This is a genomic window from Chlamydia trachomatis A/HAR-13 (genome assembly GCF_000012125.1).
GTDB lineage: Bacteria > Chlamydiota > Chlamydiia > Chlamydiales > Chlamydiaceae > Chlamydia > Chlamydia trachomatis.
Genome location: NC_007429.1, coordinates 976,752 through 999,819, shown reverse-complemented (window position 1 = coordinate 999,819; position 23,068 = coordinate 976,752). Strand labels below are relative to the sequence as shown.

Below are 23,068 nucleotides of genomic sequence, written 5' to 3'. Positions count from 1 at the left end.
AAATAACAAACTTTGCGAGACAAAAGGAAGGTTGACAGCCAAAAACAGAGCCTAGATAATAGAGCCAATCATCAACACTTTTGTAAAAAGGCCTCTCCTTCATGAGAGTTATCTTCCCCGATAAGTACAAACAAACTCCCTTTTTGGGGAAAGCCCTAAAACAGCTTCCCCTTCTAGTACTAGTAACTTCTTGCTCCGCTCCTTTCATCGCATTTTTCTTACAATATTTTTTTCAAGTGCGTGGGCCTATAGAATGGCTCGCTCTCTCTGTAAAAGGAATTCATCAACATTATTTTTGGCAATGGCTCACCTATCCTCTCGTAACAGCAGATACCTTAAAGCTGGGGGATCTTCGCAGCCTTGAGATCACGCAACGCCTACTCATGCGGAATGTTTTGGATTTCATCCTCTTTTATAAAGCAACAGATGTAATTATTCAGAAACTCGGAACAGGTAGCTTTGTGTTTTTACTCACTACCCAAGTCAGTATTGCAGGTATCAGCATTTGGGCCTTTCTATGGTTAATTGGAAGCACCCAAGCTTTCTTCGGACCAGAAAGTTTAATCTGCGCTCTTTTGATTGTCCGCGTTTTCCTAGATCCAGAAAAAAGACTGACACTCCCTCTTTTCCCTATCTCTTTATCTAGAAAATGGAGCTTTGTTCTACTCCTCCATTTCTACTTCCTAATTCTGATTCTGTCCGGCGCCTATGCAATCCTACTTGGTTCGGTACTGTCTATGACTTTGGCAATATGTTTTTGCTATAAAGAAAATATTCCTAATCCCTACAGAGGCTCGTATCGCTAGAAGACTCCACGCAAAAGGAGTCTTCTAGATCAGAAAAAAAAGAATATAATGCGGCTCGAGTCTCTCCTATTCCATTCAAAACTCCTTCTTCAAATCTAAAAGAAGGGTTCTCCTCAAGTTCATCATAATCCATAGGCTGTAAAAGATCCTCTTTCGTCAATCCAGGAACAATCGTCGTCCCTAGCGACATTAATCGTCTTTCCTACTCCGTATATAAATGATCAAGTAGCGCGGGAATTTCTTCCTTCATCCTTAGCCTTTCTCTTCTCTAAAAAAAAGTTTTTCATTAACTGCTCAGACTCTTGGTAACAAACACCAGAACAACACTCTACTTGATGGAAAGGATGTTTTTCTAAAAAAACATTTAACCAACTCCCTCCAGCTCCTAAACGCAAATCAGGAGCCCCCCAAACAATTCTAGGAATACGTGCTAACTGAATCGCTCCAGCACACATGAGACAGGGCTCTAAAGTACAGTAGAGGATCGTGTCTTTCAATCTCCAATTCTCTAGATATTCTGCTGCTGCACTAATACAAATCATTTCAGCATGTGCTGTCGAATCTTTTAATTGCTCAACACTATTATGTCCTCTAGCGATGATCTTATCTCCATGAACGATGATACAACCAACAGGGACTTCATCTTGTTCATATGCCTTCCTAGCCTCATCTAGAGCCTTCTTCATGAAAAATAAATCTTTTTCTATATACATAAAATTAGCTATAACCCGATAAAAAAGGTTTTCTTGAATTAAGAATTAGTTTGATTTTTTCTAAATCAAAAACCCCTCATAACATACTACAAAGTACCTAATCGACATCTTATATTTCTCTGCACAGAGAAAAAAAACTTCTTACTCTAGCAAAAGATGTACATTAACAAACCTCTTAGGTATAATTGGTCATTACGGCATTTTTTGTATTTAAGGAGACATCGAATGTCTTTGGATAAGGGCACTAAAGAAGAAATTACTAAAAAATTTCAACTTCATGAAAAAGACACAGGTTCGGCAGATGTGCAGATTGCTATTCTGACTGAGCACATAACGGAACTCAAGGAGCACCTTAAAAGATCTCCTAAAGATCAAAATTCTCGTCTAGCTTTGCTAAAATTAGTAGGGCAGAGAAGAAAGCTCCTAGAGTACTTAAATTCTACTGATACTGAAAGATATAAAAATTTAATTGCTCGCCTCAATTTGAGAAAATAGTACCCCATTTCGTTTTTAGGACAACTCCATGGCTTTTGAGACTTTTTCTGTTGCGTTAGACAAAGATAAAACATTAATTTTCGAGACAGGGAAAATAGCTCGCCAGGCCAGTGGGGCTATTCTCGTTAAAATGAACGAGACTTGGGTTTTTTCTTCAGCGTGTGCAGCCTCCTTGTCAGAGGCTGTCGATTTTCTGCCTTTCAGAGTAGACTATCAAGAGAAGTTTTCCTCCGCAGGAAGAACCTCTGGAGGATTTCTAAAACGTGAAGGACGGCCTTCCGAGAGAGAAATTCTTGTTTCTCGGCTAATAGATCGCTCTTTGCGTCCGTCGTTTCCTAATAGACTCATGCAAGATATTCAAGTCTTGTCCTACGTTTGGTCTTACGACGGGAAAACTTTACCTGATCCTCTAGCTATTTGCGGAGCTTCTGCCGCTTTAGCTATCTCAGAGGTTCCTCAAAATTGTATCATTGCGGGTGTACGCGTTGGGCTCGTCGGAGGAAAGTGGGTCATTAACCCAACCAGAGATGAGTTAAGTGCCTCCAAGCTGGATCTCGTCATGGCAGGAACAGCTTCTGCAGTTTTAATGATTGAAGGACATTGCGACTTTTTAACAGAAGAGCAAGTTCTAGAAGCCATTGCTTTTGGGCAAACCTATATAGCTAAAATATGCGATGCTATTGAAGCATGGCAGAAAGCTACCGGCAAACAAAAGAATTTCTCTGCCGTTCTTGATATGCCAGAAGACGTACAAAATGTAGTTTCAGATTTTATTAGAGAAAAATTCGAAAAAGCATTGTCTTTTAGAGATAAAGAAGCTCTAGAGCAAGCCTCGAAAGAATTAGAGGAATCCGTTATTGCTAACTTGGTTCAAGAAGAAAACAGTGATTTTTCTTTGTTGAACGTTAAGGCTGCATTTAAGACAGCAAAATCCAATCAAATGCGAGCTCTTATCCAAGATCTTGGTATTCGTGTAGATGGACGAACCACCACAGAGATTCGCCCCATTTCCATAGAGACTCCTTTTCTTCCAAGAACACACGGAAGTTGCTTATTTACTCGCGGAGAGACGCAAAGCATGGCCGTATGTACGCTTGGAGGCGAAAATATGGCGCAGCGATTCGAAGATCTGAATGGAGATGGAGCCGCTCGCTTCTATCTACAGTATTTCTTCCCTCCTTTCTCCGTAGGAGAAGTTGGCAGAATTGGTTCCCCAGGAAGACGTGAAATTGGACATGGGAAATTAGCTGAGAAAGCTTTAAGTCATGTTCTTCCTGAGACATCACGATTCCCTTATATCATTCGCCTAGAATCTAATATTACTGAGTCTAATGGATCTTCCTCCATGGCATCCGTATGTGGAGGCTGTCTTGCACTCATGGATGCTGGAGTTCCTATCAAAGCTCCCGTGGCAGGTATTGCTATGGGCTTAATCTTAGATCGAGATCAAGCCATCATCTTGTCTGATATTTCCGGTATAGAAGATCATCTAGGAGATATGGACTTTAAAGTAGCCGGAACAGCTAAAGGTATTACAGCTTTCCAAATGGATATCAAGATAGAGGGAATCACTCATAAGATTATGGAGCAAGCTCTAGCGCAAGCTAAACAAGGGCGTAGTCATATCCTTAATCTTATGACACAGGTTCTGGCCTCCCCTAAGGGAACTGTTTCTAAATATGCTCCGCGCATTGAAACTATGCAGATCAATACCTCAAAAATCGCAACGGTCATTGGTCCCGGAGGAAAACAAATCCGTCAAATTATCGAGCGTTCTGGTGCGCAAGTTGACATCAATGATGACGGCGTCATTAACATAGCTGCAAGCACCCAAGAATCGATTAACAAAGCTAAAGAACTTATCGAAGGATTAACTGGAGAAGTTGAAGTCGGTAAAGTTTATAATGGCCGTGTTACATCTATCGCAACATTTGGGGTATTCGTAGAAGTCCTCCCAGGAAAAGAAGGGCTCTGTCATATTTCTGAATTGTCTAAACAAAAAGTAGACAATATCTCTGACTTTGTCAAAGAAGGAGACAAGCTTGCTGTTAAACTCCTTAGCATTAACGAAAAAGGCCAGTTGAAGCTGAGCCATAAGGCAACGCTGGAAGATTAGTCTTCTATAGGCGATTCGTTGAGAAACAAGGCTAAGAAAGGTTTTTCTTAGCCTTTTTTATTGTCTTGTAACTAAGCTTCTCAACACTGAAAATCGCTATTTCCCCTACAAACATCCTTACTTAGAGACATTTAGTTAGACGCTAGCTTTCCTCACACACAAAAAAAAGAGAGCCCTAATAAAAGGGCTCTACCTCCAGAAGGGAAGTTATGTGCTAGTATTAAACTTCAAACTCGTCCCATCTTGCACATTTTCTTGAGGAGGCGGCGGTGGAAGATCTTCAGAAATCTTCTTATACAGCATGCCTTCTTCCTTCATACGAGCCCGTTTCTTATCAGCATCCCAAGAATGGTCCATGATTTCTTTAACATCTTTAGAATCCAAAGTCTCGAATTCTATCAACATCTGTGTCATAAGCTCTAACTCTTCTTTATGACTGTTGATGATGTCCAAAGCTCTTTGATATGCAGCATCCAATAGAGTTTTAAGTTCATTATCAATAGCTTTGGCCGTCTCTTCAGAGTAATTTTTTTCATGGTAGGATCCATATCCTGTAGGAGCCGCTTCGGAACGCTCGTCATAAGCTACAGTTCCTAAATGATCGCTCATTCCCCATTCACAAATCATGCTCCGAACAATCTTTGTTGCCTGAGCAATATCTTGTTGCGCTCCACTAGAAACATCACCGAGGAAAATCTGTTCAGCAGCACGGCCTCCCATAAGAACCGCTAACTGATCATAAAGCTCTTTCTTCCAGTAGCTTAATTTATTTTTTTCTGGAAGGAAATGCGTGGCTCCTAAAGATAAGCCTCTTGGAATAATCGTCACCTTATCTACAGGATCCGAATGCTCAACACAAAGCCCTACAATAGCATGCCCTGACTCGTGGTATGCCGTTGTTTTTTTCTCTTGAGCATCCATCTCTAAACTACGACGTTCTTTACCATACAGAACCTTGTCTCGAGCTTCTGCAACTTCAACTGCTGTCACCGCTGTACGATCTTTTCTAGCAGCCAATAATGCTGCTTCGTTAAGAAGATTTTCCAAATCAGCTCCTGAAGCTCCTGGAGTACTACGCGCAACCGCCATAAGATCTACAGTAGGATCTAGCTTAATGCGTTTGGCGTGGACAGCGAGAATTTCAAAACGACCTTTTATATCAGGAAGATTCACAACAACACGACGATCAAAACGTCCTGGACGCAATAAAGCCTTGTCCAAAACATCCGGCCGGTTGGTAGCAGCCATAAGGATGACTCCTTCGTTAGTACCAAAACCATCCATTTCTACTAACAGCTGGTTTAGAGTCTGCTCTCTCTCGTCATGACCACCTCCAATACCAGCACCACGATGTCTTCCAACTGCGTCGATTTCATCAATGAAGATAATGCAAGGAGCATTACGCTTCGCCTGCTCGAACATATCTCGGATTCTACTTGCTCCAACCCCAACAAACATTTCAACGAAATCAGAACCGGCTATGGAGAAGAAAGGTCGATCAGCCTCACCAGCGACAGCCTTAGCTATCAATGTTTTCCCTGTCCCTGGAGCTCCTATGAGAAGAATTCCTTTAGGGATACGCCCTCCTAAACTAGTAAATTTAGTAGGATTCTTCAAGAAATCTACGATCTCAACGAGTTCTTCTTTGGCTTCCTCTATCCCTGCTACATCCGCAAAAGTTACTTTGTTTTGTCCTTTTGCTAACAAGCGCGCAGGAGATTTTCCGAACGACATAGCAGAACCGTTCATCCCTTTGACCTGACGAGAAAAGATAAAGTAGATAAACAGCAGAACCAAAATAATTGGCATAAAAGTGAATAAATAACCAGAGTAATGAGGCGTTGGCTCTTCACTTCTGAAAGTCTTCTCTAAAACTAAATTACGCGGTTGATCTGGAGCTCTAAATGATAAAGATTTATTTGAAGAGAATGCTGCCCATTCCTGTTTAGCGCCTTTAAACCAACGACTAAACACTTCAGGATCTTGTTTCTCCAAAGCTCGAGAAGAGAGTTCTTGGTTATTGAAATACCAAACAGCTTGGACTAATTCGCCTCTCAACTTATCGAGCTGCACCTGAGTCTCATCACTCTCCCCTAATAATTTGACACATCGGTTGAAATCTTCACGATATAGACGTACAGAGCGTAATTGATGGAAACGAGTCCCTTCTTCAGGAGAAACTAGTGCTAAGGAAATTCTATGCAACGTCTCAAGCACAGTTTTATACAAAGCAACAGCCTGATCCCCTTCTATAACCTGAGTTAAGGAGTTTTCTACTTGCTGATGCAAATCTTTGATTTCTTTTTTTAAGGATTCAGACCCGATACCAAGAGCTGGAGAAAGATATTTCCCAATTAATGCATAGAGATCCGAACCAAAAACTCTAAGACTTTCTGTAGATTTAGGCAAAGAGCGCACCCGATTTTCTAGCGCAGCAAGGTTCACAATTTGAGCATCTACAGGGCCGTAAACCACTAAAGGTTCTAAAACAGAGAGCCCAACATCCGTTCGAGGAGAAATAGTATAGCCTGCTTCAGGGATAGGCATTCCAGAAATAGCTGAAAACCAAGTGATCGCATTACGCACTTCTTTTGATAAAACCGTTAAAGACTTACTCGCCTCTTCCAGCTCAAAGTCGATCTGATGCTTACGTTCAATAAGATCAAGATATTGATACCGAACCTGACCTTCAGCAGGGACCACCTCGCGGAAACGACCACTAAATGACACTAAATTATCGTTCAAGGCAGTCTTGCGACTCTCTTCTGGAATGAGTAATTTCAGGTTAACAAGATGTTCGAGTTGATGACTGAAGCCTACCGAAGCCTTTTTAGCAGAGAAAAAGTTTTGAACTGTGACTACGCCAAAAATCACTCCGAACAAGAGAAAGAAAAAAGCAGTAGGAAAACTTTTTTTGGATTCTGGATTTGTTTTTTTATCTTTAGCCATAAAACTCACTACAATGCTAATCAAACAGGCAGATAATTATTCAATATATCAAAATATTTTATTATTTTGTTTATAAACCTCTAATTATAGAGATAAAAAACAAGAAGTGTTTTTCTTTCAGCAATCTGCTGAACCCACTAGGGCAGCCCCAAAAACACTATCAATATATACTTTCTATGATTACTCCCCTAGCTTTTACCAAAACTGTTCGATTACGAAGCCGTAATCTTGCTGTAGAGCCTGTCATAAGATGATCATAAACCGTTTGTAAAAAACTTTTTGAAGCAACTAGTCTTTCGTTCAGGAAAAACTGTTTGCATACCCATTTAGCTAAAAACGGTGTTTTTAGTAACTCTTGCTCTATAGGTAACAATTTCCCTCTCTCATTATCAACGACTCGTAACAAAAAAGGAGCTGTTTGCTGATCCAAATATTCTCTCAGCTCCGCAGAATCTCCTGCTAATGAAAGCAAAGGGTCCCTTATATTTTTCCCGAAAACATCTTGTAAATAAGGAAATAAGCGCTCTCTCATTCGTGCACGCAAAAATCGCTCATTACAATTTGTGATATCTTGAACATATTGAACTTGGTGACTATCAAGAGCTTCTACAATCTTATGCTTAGGAATGTGTAATAAAGGACGCAATAAGGCAACGTCTCTGTACATCACCTGTGCAGACATTCCTTTAAGATTCCCTAGATGGGCACCTTCGAATACCCGTTTTAGAATCGTTTCTGCTTGGTCATCCGCATGATGACCAAGAAAGACCCCTGAAAAGCACTTTTCTTTGCATAACCGATAGAATAATTCATAACGATAGCGTCGCGCTGCATTCTCTATATCACGAGAATCCATAGGATCTGTAGCTTCCGGACGATCTAAAATAAATGGGATCTGCTCTTGTTCACATAAAGCAGCTAAATCACTTGCTTCCTGATAAGAAGTCTCTCGCCATCCATAATCAACATGCACAGCAGTAAAGAAAATGGCTCGAGACTTAAGCAAGTACATCAAAAACAAAGAATCGCTACCTCCAGACAGAGCTAGCAAGTATTTTTTTTTCTTGTCTAAAGAAGAAAAAAAACCTTCTAATTGCTTATCATTCTCAAATAAACGGGTTATCATAGCATCGTTCTTAACTATCCACAGATTTACACAATTTTTCTATGCGCATAGTTTTGTTAGCTAAAACGTTCAACTGATTTTCTATTACGGAATCACCATGCCTATTCTATGGAAAGTTCTTATTTTCCGTTATTTAAAAACCACAGTTTTCTGTACGCTTAGCCTAATCTGCATTTCTATCATCAGTTCTCTGCAAGAAATTGTCAGTTATATTGCTAAAGATGTTCCTTATGCGACAGTTTTTAAAGTCACTGCCTACCAAATTCCCTATCTCCTTCCCTTTATACTCCCAGCATCTTGCTTTATCTCGGCCTTTACCTTATTTCGTAAACTCTCCGATAATAACCAAATTACCTTTTTAAAAGCTTCTGGAGCTTCTCAAGGAATGATTATCTTCCCTGTTTTGATTGCTTCAGGAGTATTATGTTGCTTCAATTTCTATACATGTTCCGAGTTAGCTTCGATTTGCCGCTTTCAAACAGGGAAAGAAATCGCAAATATCGCTATGACATCCCCGGCACTTTTGTTACAAACCTTGCAGAAAAAAGAAAACGATCGCATATTCATTGCGATAGATCACTGTGGGAAAAGTAAATTTGACAATGTAGTTATTGCTTTAAAACACAATCAAGAGATATCCAATATTGGTTTCATTGAGACGATTATTCCTGATGTGAATAAAGATTCTGTTCAGGCGAAAAATGTCCTAGTCATTTCCAAAATCCCTCTCTTTTCAGAGGCTCGCACATCTAATCCCAATGAGTTCTATCTAGAAACTCTGGATGAATTCCTTATTCCGAAAATTACAGCCACGCTATTCGCTGGGAAATCGTATATGAAAACTCGTACAGACTATTTGCCTTGGAAACAGTTAATCCAAGATGCTCGTTTGCATTTAGCAGAAATACTCCGTAGAATTGCTATCGGCCTATTATGTAGTACTATGACTTTCTCTGGATTAGCCCTAGGAACTTATAAGCCACGTTTCCGTAAGCCCGTGCTAATTTATGCCTTATTCCCTATACTGAATCTCATTTTCCTTATCGTAGGGAAAAATACTATCCATCCAATTTCAGCTGTAATGCTGTTTCTCTTTCCACAGCTCCTCTCATGGCTTATTTTTTCTTGGAGAATATACACTGAAAATCAGGGGCATGCATAGATATGGTTATCTGGAAACGCTATCTTCTTTCTCGCTTTTGGATTTCGCTCTCTTCTTTATTTTTCCTAGCGGTTATATTTTACGCCTCTATTCATCATTCACTACATGCTTTCCGAGAAGGGAAAACAGCGATTTCCAGAGCTCCTCTGCAGCTTTCTCTGCTTTACTATCTCTCTCAAATCTCTCTAAAAGCAGAATTCATTCTCCCTCAACTCGTTGCAATTGCTTCGACAATTACACTATTTTCCATGCAGAGCAAAAGAGAAATTCTATTACTGCAGGCTTCAGGGCTTTCCCTGAAAACTTTGATTCGTCCACTAGTTATATCTAGTTCCCTAATTACTCTTCTTCTGTATGCGAATTTCCAATGGCTCCATCCGATTTGTGAAAAGATTTCAGTAACTAAAGAGCATATGGACAAAGGCACTTTAGAAAAAGCCCAAGAAAAAATCCCTGCACTCTATCTGAAAGACCAAACTGTTCTTATTTTTTCTTCCATTAATCGCAGAGCTGCTACTCTAAATAACGTGTTTTGGATTAAAGGGCCTAAAACGATCTATGCAATCAAAAAACTTGCATTTACTACTCCATCGCTTCCTATCGGGCTTGAAGTGTCTTATTTTTCCGAAGATGAAAATCACGAAGTGTCTTTGACACAGTTCTTTGACATGAAAGAATTCCCTGAATTGGAATTCAGCTATTACGACAACCCTTTCTCCAAGATTTTCATAACAGGAAGAGATTGTAGTTTCTCTGCATTTTTACAAGCCATTCCTTGGCATGCAGCGAAATTTGGGCTATTAACTACAGTGCCTCAAAGGATCCTATCTTTGCTTACCTTATTTTACTATATGCTCATCTCGCCACTATTATGTATCGCAGCTGTGATCCTGTCTGCCCATCTTTGCTTACGTTTTCATCGGCTCCCCAAAATTACTTGGGCATATCTAGTCCCTCTGGGAACTATTAATATTTTCTTTGTTGTTCTGAAAGCTGGAATGGTTCTCGCTAACAATAGCGTCTTACCGGCTCTCCAGGTGATGTTTATTCCTGCAGGCTTTATGCTTTTAATTACCCTTTATGCTTATCGAAAACTTGCTTAAATACCTGAGAATTGCCACCCCTCTAAATCATAGGAAAAGAGCGTTCTCAGGTCTTTTAGATTGTGGCGATTTTTTCTTAAACAATTCAAAAACTTACTCAATAGTTCCACATGTTGAGCAAATACTAGCCGATCTCTGGCTACTAATGTGGGAGCTAACATTCTAGCAACCATTCGCTTCAAACTGTCTTCATCCCAATTTCCTCGATCTTCAAAGAATGCAAAACCGGAAACAAAGACAGATGCATAATCTAACCCATCTTTGGACATAATTACTAACGTATTAGGATCCAATTGCTCAATCAGATTAAAAACAACAAAGTAATAGATTAAATGTAGAAGCAAAACTTTATCATTTTTGAATAAGATTTTTTTCTTTGAGAAGAAAACGTTCTTCAAAGAAGGAACAATACCTTCTAAGAACACTCCCATACGCTCTTTCATTTCTTCTGGAAGAACACAGTATCCTTGGGCTTTAGGTTTGAAAAATTCTTGCTGTACGAGAGAAAAGAAATCCGTAAACGTTTCTAATTCTCCATGCACTTGCTCCAACCCATACAAAAAATCTTCTGGTTCTGGGAATGCACTCATATACACAGAAGAGTAATCTTGCAAAGATTCTTCAATAATGCGACTTCTCGCACGATCTTTTCGCGACAACCGATTCTGAATATTGATTACCAAAATCTTGTCTCCCTGACATGTTTTCGCATCTAGAAAGTGTAAGAACTCTCCATTACAGTTAGCATAAAGGATAGAGCTTTGCGAAACAGGGCTTGGTGTACGAAGTACTTTGATCTCCTTATCTCCTTGTATAAGCTTACCTTCAAGGCATGGGAGAATGCCTAATAAAATAGGATCAAACTCTTTCAAGTATGGGTCAAGCATTCTATCTATAGCTTTGAATAATGGCCCATTAGGATATTTAGAGAACAATCGATGTAACTCATCATAAATTTCAGCAACATACTGTCCTGCAGATAAAGGCTTTTTCCCTTCTTCTGGCTGAAGTTTCGAAGAGATATTTAAGAAAATATAGTTAGCAGCTTCTACAAAATCAATAGTGTGATCATATAATTTAGCGCTCAATGAGGATACTAGTGATTTCGAATGTTTTTCTTGTAAATCAAGAAGATCTTTTTCATTCAAAATCGCTGTAGCTTTTCTTAGAAAATGCAAAAAGTCATTAAAATAACTGAGATTTTCTTTTCTAGGTTGCTGACTCACTGCTGTAGCTTCATAACGAGCTAAAAACAAAGCCATCAATGCGTTATGTACATTCACCGTCAATTCGGCACTCATATTCGTAAGAGCTTTTTGATAAAACAACCGAATTGGCATATCATTCGTGTAAACTAAGGAAGAAGCTAATTTCGTGATCTCATCACTATTCCACACAATTGTTTTCGTTAAGGGATCATTTTCATGCATCGACTCATGGATCTTCCCTTGCTTATAGATAATTTGCGCTAAAGCATCGGTATAAAACCGCTTATTATCTTCATTTGCCATGTAGAATAGTTCATAAGAACGATCCCGTTTTACTTCGACAAGGTTATTAAGAAATTCCTCTTGATCCTGGCAGTTCTCTAAAGAGCCATTTAGTATTTCTTTTGGCTCTACCATCTTATTATTCAGATGTTCACGAGTTACATCATAAGTGTGGTTCAGATGACGATAATCTTGAGACAGAGACCGGTACACCTCTTCTTTATGATCCTCTAGAAAAGAAAAGACATCCTGCACTCCAGCAATCAAAAAGTCTGTCTCTTTAATCACTTTATCTACATCTTTTTGAGAGAGAGCTCCTGCTTGTTTGAAATAGTGATCTATATAATGCACAGCCTCCTTCATTTCTGAGAGAGCCTTGTTATGAGACGATGCCTCAGCGTTCCCACTGGAATAATCGTAAGAAATCTTTTTTAACTGCTCTAAATTCTCTAAAGCTTTTTCAAACTTACGAGTCTTTTCCATGCCTCCCCCGAGAGCTAGTGAAAAATAGTCTTTTTATTATTTCAAGATTGTCTTCTAGTTTATTTTATAAATAAATTAGCTTTCAAATATTTTATTTTATAAAAACTAAATAAAAAGAATTAGAAGCGCTTATTTTGCTTATAACAAAATAACTAAGAACAAAAAAACCCCTTTCAGAGGAAGAGCCTCAACTCTTACCCCAAAAGGTTCTCGTAAAAAGGAATGCGGAAGAAGAGGGATTCGAACCCCCGGACCCTTTCAGGTCTCCTGTTTTCAAGACAGGTGCATTAAACCGCTCTGCCATTCTTCCTTAAGAAAATTGTCGTAAAAACCGCAAATCGTTCTCACTAAACAATCGAATATCGGAAATACCGTACTTGAGCATCGCGAGACGCTCTATACCCATCCCCAAGGCATACCCAGAATACTCTTCTGGATCAATGCTTGCCTTACGCAAGACATTCGGATGAATCATTCCTGCTCCAGCAACTTCCAACCAACCAGAATGCTTACACAAAGAACATCCGGCTCCATGACATTCACAAGAAATGTCTACCTCGATCCCTGGCTCGACAAAAGGGAAATAGCTGTGTCTAAACCGCAACTCCACTTTGCGTCCAAAGAAGATATGGTAAAACCCTGCCAACATCGATGTCAAGTCTGAAAAAGAAATATCTTTATCTACACAGAAAGCCTCTACTTGGTGAAAAATCACATGCGAACGCGCAGAAACGTCTTCATTACGGAAACACTCTCCTGGAGCGACAATTCTAACAGGAGGTTTGTTTCTCGCTAACTCCCGAGACTGCACATTCGACGTGTGCGTACGCAAGACCGTGGTGGGATCCAAATAGAAAGTATCCTGCATCTGTCGAGCAGGATGATCTCCTTCGAAATTAAGAAGAGAAAAATTGTTTTTTTCACTTTCGATATTAGGAGCTTCCCGAACACAAAATCCAAAGCGAACAAAGATATCTACAACATCATCAAGGACTTTCTTGATAACATGCTTACCACCAAGAGCAGCTTCTTCGCTACCAGGTAAACTGATATCTATCTTCTCCTTAAGGAACTCTTCTGCTTCTTCTTTAGCCAAAACGGCCTTGCCTCTCTCGAGTAAAACTTCCTCCACGTATTGCTTACAAGCGTTAATGGAAGCGCCAACAGTCGCTTTCTGCTCTATAGGACACTTCCTCAACTGATCAGCAAAACCGCGAAAGATTCCCTTCTTTCCCAGGTATTTTACTTTCACATCGAAAAGATCTTTAGAAGAATGCGCAAGGCTTACATCACAACTAAACTGCTGTTTAATAGCCTCAAGTTCCTCTTGAATTGTCATAAAACTCTATCCCTGAACAGCTGCTTCCAAAGCGAGTTTAGCTTGAGTAGCTACTACAGCAAACCCTTGAGGGTCATGAATAGCCATCTCAGACAACATTTTTCTATTTAAATGAATACCAGCTTGTTTGAGACCATTGATCAAACGGCTGTAAGACAATCCATGAATTCTGGAAGCCACATTCAAACGAGTGATCCAAAGGCTTCGAAAATCACCTTTACGATCTTTTCGGTGCATGTAATTAAAAGCCATAGCCCGCATAACAGAGGACCGGCTTTGACGAAAGTGTCCCTTTCTATCTCCCCAGAATCCTTTTGCTTGTTTTAAAACGCGTTTACGACGCGATCTAGAAGCTACTGAACCAGTTGCTCTTACCATATCTAAAACCCTCTATCTTTAAACGAGCATCATTCGCTTATACATGCCCACCTGACCTTGATCCACTAAAGGCTGTTTAGACAGGTTGCGTTTCTGTTGCGAAGATCTTTTTGATAATTTGTGTCTTTTCCCCGGACGAGTTCTTTTTAATTGACCAGAACCAGTCAATTTGAAACGCGCCGCAACGGACTTATTGCTTTTCATCTTGGGCATGGACTTTTTCCTATTTTTTCTTAGTTTTTAGTGTTCCCGGAGCAATAACACAGATCAAAGAACGGCCATTCAGTTTAGGCTCTGACTCAACAAAACCTATGTCCTCTAAGCCCTGACACATTCTTTGAATAACCTTATGCCCGTGTTCGGGATAAGCCAACTCTCGCCCCCGAAACATACAAGAAACCTTTACTTTATTTCCTTTCTCAATAAAGGCTCTAGCTTGCTTCGCTTTCGTAAGAAAGTCGTTATCATCGATATTAGGCTTAAGCTTAACCTCTTTGATACGCACTCGGTGCTGTGCTTTCTTACTATCTTTTTCTTTTTTAGTTACGTCGTAACGATACTTCCCATAGTCCATGATTTTGCACACGGGAGACTCTGAGTTTGAAGCAACCTCAACAAGGTCTAAATTAGCTTCCTTGGCTAAATCTAGGGCCTCTTTTATACTCAATATGCCTAGCTGCTCTCCTGCGGAACCTATTACACGTACCCTAGGAGCTCGTATCTGCCTATTTATTCTTAGGTTTAAAGCCACATCTACCCTGCTAAAATTAGTAATCGCTGACGGAGAGCCTAAAAAAAACCACAAGCCACCCTTCTCCAAGAAGAGGGATTTCTCCTTCTGGCCTAAACAATCTTTCGCATTCGCGACGTAATCTAGACGCCTCCGCTCTAGACTGCTACATGGTACCTATAGATGAGGATTATTATCAAGTATTGCGCCTAAAACTTCACTCCTTCTTCCATAAGAAGAAATGTGTAGACCTTTTGAACCTTCATACAAAACATTTTTTTATTTCAAAAAAACTCTCGATCGCCCCTGGTAAGCAGGTCCGCTCTTTCATAAAAATAATGACTCATATATACTCGGGGCCTTCCTTCCATTTTGGCGCCCTAAGAAAGGAGGAAAGGCTGAGCCTTCGTATTACAGGGTGCATAGCGTTGTACTCTTTTTTAGGTGTGATCATGTCAGTAATGGCTTCTGACAAAGCTTGTGCCCCTGTTCGCGCGAGCCGACCTTTCCCAAAGCAAAAATTACGCGAGCTCGTTTTACAGGCGCTATACGCTCTGGAAATAGATCCAGAAGGAGAGGATTCTCTCGTTAGCCTGCTGATGACCGAAGCTTCTGTTTCAAAAAAGAATGCTGCTTATGCCTTGATGTTTTGTCGAGCAATTCGAGCGAACCAGCCTGATCTAGATGCTTTGCTCGATGCGACCATTCGAACCACAACTCTTGCTCGCTTAACGATTATCGAACGCAATATTCTTCGTATGATGCTCTTTGAGCATCAACAAAACCAAGATTGCTGTCCTGTTCCTGTAGCCATTCTAATAGCAGAAACGACTCGCCTTATTAAAAAATTTAGTTATTCGGAAGGAAGTTCTCTTATCCTTGCCGTTTTGGGTTCTATTTTTGACCACCCAGCCCCAGCCTTAGATGCTCCTCTCGAGCCCACTTCTATGTGTGGTTAAATACCTATATTTTTATCTTTAGCATTACCATCTATCACATTAGAATGACAGAGTAAGGGAAGCGACTCCGTCCAAGATATCTTGGGCTTGTGTCGCTTCCCTTGAACAGTCAACTTTTGCATTGTATATCCCATGACCGACTCTTTCCCTTTTTCTGTTCAAGAATCTGTTCCATTAAGCCGCTTTTCCACTTTTCGCATTGGAGGGCCTGCTCGCTACTTTAAGGAATTAACCTCTGTGAGTGAGGCTTTAACCGTCTTTTCCTATCTCCACACCCACCCCTTGCCCTATATTATTATTGGAAAAGGATCCAATTGCCTTTTTGATGATCAAGGATTTGATGGCCTTGTCTTGTATAATAATATCCAAGGACAAGAGTTCCTCTCGGATACACAAATCAAGGTCCTTTCAGGATCTTCCTTTGCTCTGTTAGGGAAGAGGCTTTCTTCTCAAGGATTTTCGGGATTAGAATTTGCCGTAGGAATCCCAGGAACCGTTGGTGGAGCTGTGTTTATGAATGCTGGCACTACTCTAGCTAACACAGCCTCTTCTCTCATCAACGTAGAAATTATTGACCATTCAGGAATTTTACTTTCGATACCTAGGGAAAAGCTTCTTTTTTCCTATCGGACTTCCCCTTTTCAAAAAAAACCAGCTTTTATTGCCTCAGCGACATTTCAGCTAACTAAGGATCCTCAGGCTGCTAAACGAGCTAAAGCTTTAATAGAAGAACGCATTCTAAAACAACCCTACGAATACCCTTCCGCAGGCTGTATCTTCCGGAATCCTGAAGGCTTGTCTGCAGGAGCACTTATTGATCGAGCTGGATTAAAAGGGTTGAAGATAGGAGGCGGGCAGATATCTGAAAAACATGGCAATTTCATTATTAATACCGGAAATGCCTGTACCGCAGACATCCTAGAGCTTATCGAGATCATTCAAAAAACTCTTAAAAAACAAGGTATTTCCTTACATAAAGAAGTCCGTATCATCCCCTTTCGCCTCTAGCCTTGTCGTCTGCGAAAAAGAAATAACCTAGGAGCATTCCTTCTATTTACAGAATAGTGGGTGCATACTTCCCACATACTTGGATCTAGATCCGCAGCCACTTGCTCCACACAACATAACTCTGCGGCTCCTTCTTGATGCCCAGGATAACAAACAACACTGACTATTCCTGAAGGAGCGACTAATTCTAATGCTTTGTAGATACTGGTAACTGTGGACTCGCTACATGTAGTAATCTGCTTATCTCCGCTAGGCAAATATCCTAAATTATAATGAAAGAGCTTAGCTCCCTGCTCTTGAAGATATTCATGTGAACAGAGCTTCATCTCAATAATCGCTCGTTCCTCAGCTAATAACCCGCTTTGAAAGTTAGCGGTTGCTCGATCCAAAGCCTCTTGTTGAATATCGTAAACAACCAAATGACCTTTCCCTCGTAATAACTGAGCCAAGAACAAAGCATCTTTACCATTTCCACAGGTTGCATCAACAATAGTATCTCCTGGCTCAACCACCTGTCGAAAAATAGAATGAGACAGCTTGATTATGTTACTAAAAAGTATATCTATCCCTGTTAACATCATAAGCCTCTTGAAAAAAGATCCCACATCATTTATAAAGGATGCGAGTCACATGGGGTATTAGCTCAGTTGGTTAGAGCGTCACGTTGACATCGTGAAGGTCAGCTGTTCAAGTCAGCTATATCCCAACTCTCTTGATGAATTCCGTACAGAAAATCTCCTGTCCTTTAGATCTCCATAAATTTTCGAACCAGGATCCTCCGTAATTGTCTTTGACATTGATGTAATGAGGGCTTTTTAGACCTGGAGAAAGGTACTTCAACATCACTGTAATCGCATTTACCAGATAGTTATAATCGTCTGTTGCAAGAGTTAATTGCCCACCAACTACTAGAGTACGCATCATGTCTTGAACGAAAAGATCTTGAAATAGCCGATGTTTCCGATGCCGAAACTTAGGCCAAGGATCTGGAAAATTGACTACAATTTTTTGAAACGATGCATCTGATACATAATGGGAAAAAAAGGTTTGAGCTTCTCCACAGACAATAAGCAGATTATTCACGCGATAATTACCCATTTTCGACCAAATCTTACGGACCCGATCAAAACGTTTTTCAACAGCAATCCAATTAACGGAAGCATCTTTTAATGCTTGTTCCACTACCCAATCCCCATTCCCTGAGCATAACTCACAACAAATAGGGCCATTATTAGCAAATAACTCTTGCCAAGTAGGCATTACAAACTCTTCGTATCGAGAATAGTAATTGGGTACATAAAATACATGGTTTGCTATTTGAGGAGAGCGTTCTTCCCAAAAATAGGGAAGTTTCAAATCTTGTGGTTTCACAGGAAAATACTTCGTATGCGAAAGGCTACACCTGCTCCAACCCCAAACCTCACCACTCTAACAGTAGTCATAGGAGAGGTGACTAGCCTTTTCCATTTTAATAAAAGGGCTACAAGATATTATGAGAAAATTAAAAAAAATTCATGGGTAAATACATTTACTTCTAACCTGAAAATCTAAAAATTCTTATCAGGTTACCGTATGACAAAAAAAAGCCTCAACTCTATGGTTGAGGCTTTCTCCTATTTTGATATCAGGACTACCAAGTTAAGCTTGCTGCATGTTGATATTCTATAACCCTTGTTTCAAAGAAGTTTTTCTCTTTATTAAGGTCTATTGTTTCGCTCATCCAAGGGAATGGGTTTTTCGTATGATAAATAGGTTTTAATCCGATTCTTTCCAAACGACGGTCTGCAATATGCTGCACATAATCGATGAACATCGAAGCTCTCAATCCCAAAATCCCTCTAGGGAGACAGTCTTGCGCATACTCAATTTCTAAATCGACAGCTCGCTTAATTAATTCGACAATTTCTTGCTGTAACTCTGGAGTCCAAATCCCCGGGTTCTCTTCTTTTATCCCGTTGATCAAATCAATACCAAAGTTCAAGTGGATTGTCTCATCTCTTAAGATGTATTGATATTGTTCTCCAATACCAATCATCTTATTTTGTCTGTGGAAGGAAAGGATCATCACAAACCCACTATAGAAGAAAATCCCTTCCATAATGATGTAGTATCCTACTAAGTTTTTAACAAACTCCTGTAGACCCTCAACAGAGTCCGTGCGAAAATTAGGATCCAATACCTTGCCAGTGATTTCCATCTGGAAATCATCTTTGGCCTTAATCGCAGCACGCTCGTTATAGGCATTGAAAATTTCTTTCTCGTCTAATCCGAGTGACTCACAAATATACAAAAATGTGTGCGTGTGAACCGCTTCTTCAAAAGCTTGTCTTAAAAGATATTGTCTCGCTTCCGGATTAGTTACATGTTTAAAAATTGCTAGAACAATATTATTCCCAACCAAGCTCTCTGCGGTGCTGAAAAAACCTAAATTCAAAAGAATGACTCGCCGCTCATCTTCAGAAAGACGATCCGACTTCCATAATTCGATGTCTTTCCCCATGGGGATCTCTGTAGGGAGCCAGTTATTTGCGCAGCCATTCAAATAATGTTCCCAAGCCCATTTGTACTTAATAGGAACAAGTTGGTTGACATCGACCTGGTTGCAGTTCACTAGACGCTTACTATTTAGATTAACGCGTTTCTGTTTTCCATCTAAAATATCTGCTTGCATAAGAACCGTTAATTTTATTGTTAATTTATATGATTAATTACTGACATGCTTCACACCCTTCTTCCAAAGAACAGACAGGTGCTTTCTTCGCTCTTTCAACAATAATTCCTGCCGAAGCAGACTTATTCTTCATCCAACGAGGCTGAATTCCTCTCTTATTAATATCTACAAAAGATTTTTCAACGGTCGTTGCTGATGAAGATCTCAGATAATACGTAGTTTTCAAACCTTTTTTCCAAGCCGTTAAATACATATTCGACAGTTTTTTCCCGTCTGGCTGGGCAAGATAAAGGTTGAGGGATTGCCCCATATCAATCCATTTTTGTCTTCGAGACGCGCATTCGATAATCCATTCTGGTTCAATCTCAAAAGCTGTCAAGAAAATATGTTTTAAGTGATCTGGTATACGCTCGATTTCCAATAAAGACCCATCAAAATATTTCAGGTCATCTAACATATCAGCATCCCAGATACCTAATTTCTTCAACTTCTCAATTAAATACACATTTGGAATCGTGAATTCTCCGGACAAATTAGACTTCACAAACAAATGTTTGTACGTTGGCTCAATAGATTGAGTTACTCCTATAATGTTGGAGATCGTCGCTGTCGGAGCTATAGCCATAAGCTGACAATGTCGCATACCATGCTCTTTAACCAAACTACGGATAGGTTCCCAATCTTTTCTTGATGACGTATCCATCTGGAGATTTGCTTCTCCTCGATAGTTCGCTAACAACTGAATCGTATCAATAGGGAGCAAACCTCTATCCCATTTCGATCCTTTATAAGAGCTGTAAGTGCCTCGTTCTTTAGCGAGCAGACAAGAAGCTTGAATCGCATAGTAAGAAATCAACTCTGAACTGTAGTCAGCAAATTCTACAGCTTCTTGCGAAGCATAGCTTATATCTAGCTTATACAAGGCATCTTGGAATCCCATCACCCCTAATCCAATAGCGCGGTGAGCAAAGTTCGCCTCTTTAGCTTCCTTTGTTGGATAAAAGTTAATATCAATCACGTTATCCAACATACGGACTGCTATAGAGATCGTCTCAGAGAGTTTTTCCTCATCTAACCCATCCCCTACGATATGTTGAACTAAGTTAATCGATCCTAAATTACAAACAGCAGTTTCTGTCTCCGAGCAGTTTAACAAAATCTCCGTACACAGATTGGAACAACGCACCACGCCTTTATGATCTTGAGCCGAACGGATGTTGGATGGATCTTTAAAAGTCATCCATGGGTGTCCCGTTTCAAAAAGCATGCTGAGCATTTTTCTCCACAGATCTTCAGCTTCTACCTTCTTGAATAACCGAATCTCTCCGGTATCAACCTTCCGCTCATATTCTTCGTACAAACGCTCAAATTCTTCCCCATAAGCATCGTGTAATCCCGGAACATCATCTGGGCTGAATAGAGTCCATGTCCCTTTTTGCTGTAAACGTTTGAAGAAAAGATCTGGAATCCAGCTAGCTATATTGACATCATGAGCCCGTCGACGCTCATCCCCTGTATTCTTTCTCAATTCAAGGAAATCTTCGTAGTCGAGGTGCCAAACTTCTAAATAGACGCATACAGCTCCCTTGCGTTTACCACCTTGATTCACTGCGACTGCTGTATCATTTGTCACCTTAATAAAAGGAATTACTCCCTGACTTCTTCCATTGGTTCCTTTAATTAAAGCCCCTGTTGCACGAATCGCCGTCCAATCATTACCTATCCCTCCTGCCCACTTAGATAGCATAGCGTTATCAGCAATGACCTTATAGATATTGACCAAATTATCTTGTACAGTGGAAAGATAGCAAGAGCTTAACTGAGAATGCCGCATACCTGAATTGAACAAGGTTGGCGTAGCTGGTGTATATCGGAATGTCGAAAGCAAATTATAAAAAGTAATAGCCCAAGAAGTCTTGTCTTGCTCATTCAATGCCAACCCCATAGCAACGCGCATCCAAAAAATTTGGGGAGTTTCTAAACGGCAACCTTCGTGGTGATTAAAATAACGATCATACAGATTTTGAATACCCATGTAAGAAAACTGTAGATCTCGAGATAGATCCATAGCATCGGCTAACGCGTCTAAATCAAAAAGATGTTTCAGTTCAGCATTCAGACGATAGGTATCCCCTTCTGCGATGTAGCGTTTGAAATGATCGCGATGTGCTTGTTCTAAATCCTCAGCATATTTCGATTTCCCTAACGCTTCCTTATATACAACGTCAATTAAGAGCTCTGCAGCAACAAAGGCATAATCAGGCTCCTTTTCAATATTGGCACGAGCCGCCATAATACAGGCCAGTACTACTTCAGACTCTTTGATACCGGAATAGAAATTTGCGAAAGCCATATCGGTAAGCAGCGCCGCATCTGTCGTTTCTGGAAAACGACTACAAGCGCGCGCTAAATGAGCCAACAACTGCGAATGCGTCATTGTATAGGTAGAACCGTCTTTACTGAGCACCTCAACAGCTTCTTCTGCTATAGTCTTTTCTGTACTCCCGTCCTCTTCTCTGTTATCACGAACACGAGCGCGAGCTTCTCGATAAAGAATATAGTTCTTTGCAACAGCATAATGCCCAACAACCATTAGTTGCTGTTCAACAATATCTTGAATCTTCTCGATATCAATGCGTCTATCCTGTTGAGGACAACATTCTTCTATTTCCGCGACAATGTTTTGCGTCAAAGCATTGATTTCCTCTCGCACAGAACTTGGAGTCATCCCCTCAGTCTTATCGGTAGCTCGGAAAGCTTTTTCCAAAGCGGCGGAAATTTTCATAGGATTAAAGTGTACAACAGTCCCACAACGACGAACAACGGATAGGCTTTGCCAAGATTTTTTCCGATGCGCTTTACGGTCATCGCGATAGACAATATAATCGCGAGCAACATCTTGCAAACCATTCACATATAGTTGGCTTTCAACCATATCTTGGATACGCTCTACAGTAACCACTTGTCCATCTGTAATCTTTTGCACAACTTCTTTAACTACCTGATGCGTTATCGAGCGTATGGAACTTTCCAGATCTTCAGGCAAAGGCATATGATCATCAATTCTGCGAGTGTCTCGAAAAGCTGCTTCTAAAGCCTGAAAAATACGGTTCCGATCGAAAGGAACAAACATTCCATTGCGCTTAACAATTGTGCATTGCTTTTCTTGTAGATCGACCATAACTATCCTTGTAAACATTGAATACGCATTATTCTCTATTTTGAAGCAAAGACGCCTCTAGTCCCCCTATCCGTCAAAAAAACGGTAGAGAGAGCCCTTATCTTATACTTAAAAAATCAGAGCATTATCCTTTGAGTATGCGAGCCCCTAAAAACCCAAGATATTGTGAACGTCTCGGCTCTTGTATACCATATATAGAAGCTAGCAACGTTTCCTGCAATTGAAAAATAGCATAAACTGCGATGAAAAATTTCTTTTCGAGAGCAAACTTTTAAGCATGATGTCCTACATAAAACATCTAGCTTTTTTGTGCTTTTTTTCTTGCAAAAAGAAGCAGCTTACCTCTCTATCATTTCACT

General features: G+C 40.2%; 20 protein-coding genes and 2 tRNA genes. 8 read left to right on the top strand and 14 right to left on the bottom strand.

Annotated features, from left to right (window positions below; genetic code table 11):
• Positions 1-101 precede the first annotated feature (101 nt).
• A complete protein-coding gene (locus CTA_RS04620; protein ID WP_011324893.1) occupies positions 102-806 on the top strand; it encodes a hypothetical protein in 705 nt (234 codons plus the stop codon).
• Here the strand turns inward: CTA_RS04620 and CTA_RS04615 are convergent.
• Together CTA_RS04615 and CTA_RS04610 are read right to left on the bottom strand one after the other, a co-directional pair.
• Positions 778-996, bottom strand: coding sequence for a hypothetical protein (locus CTA_RS04615; RefSeq protein WP_011324892.1), 219 nt, complete (start codon positions 994-996; stop codon positions 778-780). The genes CTA_RS04620 and CTA_RS04615 overlap by 29 nt on opposite strands.
• Before the next feature lie 31 nt (positions 997-1,027).
• The gene (locus CTA_RS04610) at positions 1,028-1,519 is read right to left on the bottom strand and encodes a nucleoside deaminase (protein ID WP_011324891.1); all 492 of its coding nucleotides are present in this window, start codon (positions 1,517-1,519) and stop codon (positions 1,028-1,030) included.
• A gap of 225 nt (positions 1,520-1,744) precedes the next feature.
• Here CTA_RS04610 and rpsO point away from each other — a divergent pair, with 225 nt between their 5' ends.
• Together rpsO and pnp are read left to right on the top strand one after the other, a co-directional pair.
• Complete coding sequence (gene rpsO, locus CTA_RS04605) at positions 1,745-2,014, top strand: 30S ribosomal protein S15 (RefSeq protein ID WP_009872230.1); 270 nt, start codon at positions 1,745-1,747, stop codon at positions 2,012-2,014.
• Positions 2,015-2,042: 28 nt separating this feature from the next.
• Complete coding sequence (pnp, locus tag CTA_RS04600; protein ID WP_011324890.1) at positions 2,043-4,130, top strand: polyribonucleotide nucleotidyltransferase; 2,088 nt, start codon at positions 2,043-2,045, stop codon at positions 4,128-4,130.
• Positions 4,131-4,337: 207 nt separating this feature from the next.
• On the opposite strand, the gene ftsH is transcribed toward pnp, so the two are convergent.
• Together ftsH and tilS are read right to left on the bottom strand one after the other, a co-directional pair.
• Entirely contained in the window at positions 4,338-7,079 is a 2,742-nt protein-coding gene (gene ftsH, locus CTA_RS04595) for an ATP-dependent zinc metalloprotease FtsH (RefSeq protein WP_011324889.1), read from the bottom strand.
• Between the two features lie 160 nt (positions 7,080-7,239).
• Entirely contained in the window at positions 7,240-8,205 is a 966-nt protein-coding gene (tilS, locus tag CTA_RS04590) for a tRNA lysidine(34) synthetase TilS (protein ID WP_009872227.1), read from the bottom strand.
• Between the two features lie 97 nt (positions 8,206-8,302).
• Between tilS and CTA_RS04585 the strand changes: the two genes are divergently transcribed.
• Positions 8,303-9,367 carry an LptF/LptG family permease gene (locus CTA_RS04585; protein ID WP_009872226.1) on the top strand — a complete coding sequence of 355 codons (1,065 nt, stop codon included), beginning with the start codon at positions 8,303-8,305 and terminating at the stop codon, positions 9,365-9,367.
• 2 nt (positions 9,368-9,369) lie between these two features.
• Positions 9,370-10,470, top strand: coding sequence for an LptF/LptG family permease (locus CTA_RS04580; protein ID WP_009872225.1), 1,101 nt, complete (start codon positions 9,370-9,372; stop codon positions 10,468-10,470).
• On the opposite strand, the gene CTA_RS04575 is transcribed toward CTA_RS04580, so the two are convergent.
• From CTA_RS04575 to infC, 6 genes are all read right to left on the bottom strand, one after another.
• Positions 10,467-12,443 (bottom strand): hypothetical protein, encoded by a 1,977-nt coding sequence (locus CTA_RS04575; protein ID WP_011324888.1) that lies wholly within the window; start codon positions 12,441-12,443, stop codon positions 10,467-10,469. The two genes, CTA_RS04580 and CTA_RS04575, sit on opposite strands and share 4 nt — an antisense overlap.
• Positions 12,444-12,668: 225 nt before the next feature.
• Positions 12,669-12,753 (bottom strand) — tRNA-Ser (locus CTA_RS04570).
• Positions 12,754-13,782 (bottom strand): phenylalanine--tRNA ligase subunit alpha, encoded by a 1,029-nt coding sequence (pheS, locus tag CTA_RS04565; RefSeq protein WP_011324887.1) that lies wholly within the window; start codon positions 13,780-13,782, stop codon positions 12,754-12,756.
• A 6-nt stretch (positions 13,783-13,788) separates the two neighbouring features.
• Positions 13,789-14,160, bottom strand: coding sequence for a 50S ribosomal protein L20 (gene rplT, locus CTA_RS04560; RefSeq protein ID WP_009872966.1), 372 nt, complete (start codon positions 14,158-14,160; stop codon positions 13,789-13,791).
• Between the two features lie 18 nt (positions 14,161-14,178).
• Positions 14,179-14,373: a 50S ribosomal protein L35 gene (gene rpmI / locus CTA_RS04555; protein WP_009872221.1), complete on the bottom strand. Its 195-nt coding sequence runs from the start codon at positions 14,371-14,373 to the stop codon at positions 14,179-14,181.
• Positions 14,374-14,383: 10 nt separating this feature from the next.
• Positions 14,384-14,911 (bottom strand): translation initiation factor IF-3, encoded by a 528-nt coding sequence (infC, locus tag CTA_RS04550; RefSeq protein ID WP_011324886.1) that lies wholly within the window; start codon positions 14,909-14,911, stop codon positions 14,384-14,386.
• A gap of 431 nt (positions 14,912-15,342) precedes the next feature.
• On the opposite strand from infC, the gene nusB reads away from it, so the two are divergent.
• Both nusB and murB read left to right on the top strand, forming a co-directional pair.
• Positions 15,343-15,849, top strand: a complete 507-nt coding sequence (gene nusB, locus CTA_RS04545; protein WP_009872964.1) for a transcription antitermination factor NusB — start codon at positions 15,343-15,345, stop codon at positions 15,847-15,849.
• A gap of 132 nt (positions 15,850-15,981) precedes the next feature.
• Positions 15,982-16,857, top strand: a complete 876-nt coding sequence (gene murB / locus CTA_RS04540; protein ID WP_009872217.1) for a UDP-N-acetylmuramate dehydrogenase — start codon at positions 15,982-15,984, stop codon at positions 16,855-16,857.
• Here the strand turns inward: murB and CTA_RS04535 are convergent.
• Positions 16,854-17,438: a class I SAM-dependent methyltransferase gene (locus CTA_RS04535; protein ID WP_009872216.1), complete on the bottom strand. Its 585-nt coding sequence runs from the start codon at positions 17,436-17,438 to the stop codon at positions 16,854-16,856. The two genes, murB and CTA_RS04535, sit on opposite strands and share 4 nt — an antisense overlap.
• Positions 17,439-17,489: 51 nt before the next feature.
• Between CTA_RS04535 and CTA_RS04530 the strand changes: the two genes are divergently transcribed.
• Positions 17,490-17,563 (top strand) — tRNA-Val (locus tag CTA_RS04530).
• Here the strand turns inward: CTA_RS04530 and CTA_RS04915 are convergent.
• The 3 genes from CTA_RS04915 to CTA_RS04520 form a co-directional block, all read right to left on the bottom strand.
• Positions 17,554-18,228, bottom strand: coding sequence for a tRNA (guanosine(46)-N7)-methyltransferase TrmB (locus CTA_RS04915; RefSeq protein WP_009872215.1), 675 nt, complete (start codon positions 18,226-18,228; stop codon positions 17,554-17,556). The genes CTA_RS04530 and CTA_RS04915 overlap by 10 nt on opposite strands.
• 259 nt (positions 18,229-18,487) lie before the next feature.
• A complete protein-coding gene (locus tag CTA_RS04525; protein WP_009872963.1) occupies positions 18,488-19,528 on the bottom strand; it encodes a ribonucleotide-diphosphate reductase subunit beta in 1,041 nt (346 codons plus the stop codon).
• A 37-nt stretch (positions 19,529-19,565) separates the two neighbouring features.
• Entirely contained in the window at positions 19,566-22,709 is a 3,144-nt protein-coding gene (locus CTA_RS04520; RefSeq protein WP_011324885.1) for a ribonucleoside-diphosphate reductase subunit alpha, read from the bottom strand.
• Positions 22,710-23,068: the final 359 nt, after the last annotated feature.